Source organism: Streptomyces sp. WAC06614, assembly GCF_003949795.1.
In the GTDB taxonomy this organism is placed as follows: Bacteria; Actinomycetota; Actinomycetes; order Streptomycetales; family Streptomycetaceae; genus Streptomyces.
In genome coordinates this window covers 1-4,523 of sequence record NZ_RPRY01000454.1, presented here as the reverse complement: position 1 = coordinate 4,523, position 4,523 = coordinate 1, and the positions used below count along the sequence as shown (strand labels likewise).

Here is a 4,523-nt window from a genome sequence, read left to right as displayed (position 1 = left end):
CCTCATAGGTGGTGCGTTGCGGGGGGTGGGTCAACCTCTTGGGGGTGGCGGCCCGGTGCCTGGCGCTTGTCATGGGCATGACTGTCACTCAACCCCCCGCAACGCACCACCTATGAGGAGGACCCCTCGATGTCCGTGATGCGTCAGACCCGCCGGAGGCTCGCCGGCGTCGGTGCGACCGCCGTCGTCGCGCTCGCTCTCGGAGCCGCGGCCGCGCTGCCGGCCTCGGCCGCCGGTACGGCCTCGGCCGTGGAAGGCCGGATCGAGAACGCCGGTGCGCCCGACACCGTGCCCGGCAGCTACATCGTGATCCTGAACGACTCCGCCGCGCGCTCCACCCTCGCGAGCGGGACGTCGGTCGCCCAGCGGCACGGAGCGAAGATCGACCGGGTCTACTCGGCCGCGCTCAACGGCTACTCGATCGAGGCCACCGAGGCCCAGGCCAAGAAGATCGCGGCCGATCCGGCGGTCAAGTCCGTGGTGCAGAACCGTATCTTCACCGTCGACGCCACCCAGCCCAACCCGCCGTCGTGGGGCCTGGACCGGATCGACCAGAAGAACCTGCCGCTCAACCAGAGCTACACCTACCCGGACAAGGCCGGTGAGGGCGTCACCGCGTACATCATCGACACCGGTGTCCGCATCTCCCACCAGGACTTCGGCACCCGCGCCTCCTACGGCTACGACGCCATCGACAACGACAACACCGCCCAGGACGGGCACGGTCACGGCACCCACGTCGCCGGTACCGTCGCGGGCGGCTCGTACGGCGTGGCCAAGAAGGCCAAGATCGTCGGTGTCCGCGTGCTCAACAACCAGGGCTCCGGGACCACCGCCCAGGTCGTCGCGGGTATCGACTGGGTGACGCGGAACGCGGTCAAGCCGGCCGTGGCCAACATGTCGCTGGGCGGCGGGGCCGACTCCGCGCTCGACACGGCCGTGCGCAATTCCATCGCCTCGGGCATCACCTACGGCGTCGCGGCGGGCAACGAGTCCACGGACGCCAGCACCAAGTCCCCGGCCCGGGTCGCCGAGGCCATCACCGTCGGCGCCACCACCAACACCGACGCCAAGGCCAGCTACTCCAACTACGGCAGCATCCTGGACCTGTTCGCGCCGGGCTCCGGCATCACCTCCTCGTGGGGCACGGGCGACACCGCCACCAACACCATCTCCGGTACGTCGATGGCCACGCCGCACGTCGTCGGCGCGGCCGCGGTCTACCTCTCGCAGAACCCGAACAGCACCCCGGCCCAGGTCTCCTCGGCCCTGGTGAGCGCCGCCACCCCGAACGTGGTCACCGGCCCCGGCACGGGCTCCCCGAACCGGCTGCTCTTCGTGGGCGGCGGCTCCACCAACCCGCCCGGGCCGCGGTTCGAGAACACCGCCGACTACGCGATCAACGACAACTCCACCGTCGAGTCCCCGGTCACCGTCAGCGGTGTCCCCGGCAACGCCCCGGCGGCGCTGAGCGTTTCCGTCGACATCAAGCACACCTACATCGGTGACCTCAAGGTGGACCTGGTCGCCCCCGACGGCAGCGTGTACACCCTGCACAACCGCAGCGGTGGCAGCACCGACAACATCCTCCAGACCTACTCGGTCAACGCCTCCTCCGAGGTGGCGGGCGGCGTCTGGAAGCTCCGTGTGAACGACAACGCCAACGTCGACACCGGCAAGATCGACTCCTGGGCGCTGCAGTTCTGACCCCGTCCGACCGCTGAGCGCGGGGGCGACCGGTACCTCGGTCGCCCCCGCTGCGTACTATTCGCGCGTTCGTTCGTGTCGTCCGCCGTTGGAGCCGCTGCCCGTGAGCACCCCGCCGCCCTCGCCCTGGTCCGCGCCGCAGCCGCAGCAGCCGCCGCAGCCGGGCCAGGTGCCGTACCCGCAGGCGTACCAGCAGCCGTGGGGGGCGCCGCCGCCCGGCTTCCCGCCGCCGGGCTTCCCGCCGCCCGCGCCCTCCTACAACGGCTTCGCCATCGCCTCGATCCCGGTCGGGCTGCTCTGTCTGGCGCCGGTCGGCGTGATCCTCGCCGTCGTCGCCCTGGTGCAGATCCCCAGGCGACAGCAGCGCGGCAAGGCGCTGGCGGTCGTGGGGCTGGTGCTGTCGCTGCTGATGTCCGTGGTGTCGGTGTTCGTCGTGGACAAGGCCGCCGACAGCTTCATGGAGGGCTGGCGCCGGGGCGTGGAGCGCCGTGAGGCCGAGGGGCGCGGCGGTGCGGGTGCCGGCGGCACCGCCGAAGGCCGCCGGACCGGCGTCAACCAGCTCGCCGTGGGCCAGTGCTACAACGTGCCCGGCGGCGACCTGGAGCGCTACACCCGCTTCGTCTTCACGGTCCCGTGCACCGACCCCCACGACGCCGAGGTCACCCGGGTCCGCATGGGGCTGAACAAGGGGCCCTACCCGGGCATGGACGGGATCGAACGGATGGTGATCAAGGGGTGCTGGAAGGCCCAGGACGAGTACGCCCCGGACTCGTGGGCGGTGCCGGCCGAGGTCCAGATGTTCTTCCTCGCCCCCGACAAGCAGGCCTGGGAGAGCGGTGACCGCGACGTGACCTGCCTGATGGCCGTGCCGCACACCAAGCGCTCGGGCAGCCTGCGCCAGCAGAACCTCACCACCGACCAGCGCGCGTACCTGACCCAGGCGGACAACGTCGAGCTCGCGCTGAGCGGCGCGCCCGACGCCGAGGAGGTCGTGGCCGACCTGGACGGGTACAAGCTCTGGGCGCACGAGATCGAGACCGCCATGACCGCCGAGTCGACCGTGCTGCGGAGCCTGGCCGGCAGGCCCGGCCTCCAGCGCCCCGCCGACGCGCTGCGCGGGGAGCTGGACAAGGCGCGGGGGCTGTGGAAGGTGGCGTCCGAGGCGAAGGACGCGAAGGCGTTCGAGGCGGCGTCGGGTGCGGCGGTCGGCGCGATGCACATCGAGACGGAGAAGGCGGTGCGCGCCGCGCTGGGGCTGGCGACGACCGTGCCCGAGTGGCGCGAGGACTTCGGCGCCCCCGAGGGCGGCGGCTCCGGCGGGGGCCCGGGGGGCCCGGGTGGCTCCGGCGGTCCCGGCGGCCGCGGGCCCTCGCACCAGGCGGTGTGACGGACAGTAACCGGTTTCAGGGCGGGGTTTCATCACATCGGGTGAAACCCTGGCCCTTGCTTGCGGTGTTGAACCATCGGTTGCCACGCTGTTGCTGTCTGTCAACCTGATGGGAGTGGCCCGTGACTTTCGGTGAGCAGCCGGCCTATCTGCGCGTCGCCGGGGATCTGCGGCGGAAGATCGTCGATGGGTCCCTGCCTCCGCACGCCCGCCTGCCCTCCCAGGCCCGGATCCGCGAGGAGTACGGCGTCTCCGACACCGTGGCACTGGAGGCCCGCAAGGTCCTCATGGCGGAAGGCCTGGTCGAGGGCCGGTCCGGATCCGGCACGTACGTGAGGGAGCAGCCGGTGCCGCGCCGCGTGGCCCGCTCCGGGTACCGGGCGGCCGGCGCCTCGACCCCGTTCCGCCAGGAGCAGGCCGAGGTCGGGACCCAGGGCACCTGGGACTCCCACAGCGAGCAGACGCCCGCCCCCGCCGACATCGCCCGGCGCCTCGGCATCGAGCCGGGCGACCGGGTCATGCGCACCCGGTACGTCTTCCGGGACGGCGGCGAGGCGATGATGCTCTCCACCTCCTGGGAGCCGCTCGCGCTGACGGGGCGCACTCCGGTCATGCTTCCCGAGGAGGGCCCGCTCGGCGGCTGCGGGGTCGTCGACCGGATGGCGGCGATCGACGTCGTCGTGGACAACGTGTTGGAGGAGGTCGGCGCCCGGCCGGGTCTGGCGGAGGAGACCCTGCTGCTCGGTGGCGTTCCCGGGCACGTCGTGCTGGTCGTGGGGCGCACGTACTACGCCTCGGGCCGCGCGGTGGAGACCGCCGACGTGGTCGTCCCGGCCGACCGCTACCGCCTCGCCTACCACATGCCGGTCCGTTAGTTCCGTCACTGCCTGCCCGCCCGGGGCGCGGCCCCGCGCCGGCCCGACGGGCGCTGCGGCACCGTAAAAGCCCAGCGTGCGCCGGTTCGCGCCGGCGCACGCGGCGTCCTCGTACGCATGGCCGGATGCGTACGCCTGCCAGGTACCTCTTCGTGAAAAACCGTATCCGCTCAGTAAAGGTCGGGCGTAAGCTCGGGCATATGCGCAATGCGGTTTCCTGGGCAGGTACGACGGCGGAGGGTGAAGCGCGATGAACGACGGCGGTGCCCTGCTTCCGTGGCTGGTCATACGGCAGGACGACAACGGCAACCGCTACCGGGTGGGCCGCTACGCGACCCGGTCCGAGGCCCAGAAGGTCGCCGACAGCCTCGAGAGCCGGGAGCACAAGCAGCTCTACTGGGTCGAGCGGATCGGCCAGACCGCCACAGCGAACTGAACACGCGAGCCGTGACATAGGCTCCGCCCATGACGGAACGAGTGGTCGTGGGCGGAGCCCTTTGTCATGAGGGCCGCCTGCTGGCCGCGCGGCGCAGTGCACCCCCGGAGCTCGCCGG

At 71.8% G+C, this 4,523-nt stretch carries 4 protein-coding genes and 1 pseudogene; all 5 read left to right on the top strand.

The window, feature by feature from the left end; genetic code table 11:
- Positions 1-129 precede the first annotated feature (129 nt).
- Positions 130-1,707: a S8 family peptidase gene (locus tag EF918_RS32990; RefSeq protein WP_125652576.1), complete on the top strand. Its 1,578-nt coding sequence runs from the start codon at positions 130-132 to the stop codon at positions 1,705-1,707.
- A gap of 103 nt (positions 1,708-1,810) precedes the next feature.
- A complete protein-coding gene (locus tag EF918_RS32985) occupies positions 1,811-3,094 on the top strand; it encodes a DUF4190 domain-containing protein (protein WP_125652575.1) in 1,284 nt (427 codons plus the stop codon).
- Positions 3,095-3,216: 122 nt separating this feature from the next.
- Entirely contained in the window at positions 3,217-3,969 is a 753-nt protein-coding gene (locus EF918_RS32980; protein ID WP_125652574.1) for a GntR family transcriptional regulator, read from the top strand.
- A 250-nt stretch (positions 3,970-4,219) separates the two neighbouring features.
- Positions 4,220-4,405: an SPOR domain-containing protein gene (locus tag EF918_RS32975; RefSeq protein WP_125652573.1), complete on the top strand. Its 186-nt coding sequence runs from the start codon at positions 4,220-4,222 to the stop codon at positions 4,403-4,405.
- Between the two features lie 29 nt (positions 4,406-4,434).
- A pseudogene (locus EF918_RS38765) lies at positions 4,435-4,523 on the top strand (DNA mismatch repair protein MutT); the annotation flags it as partial.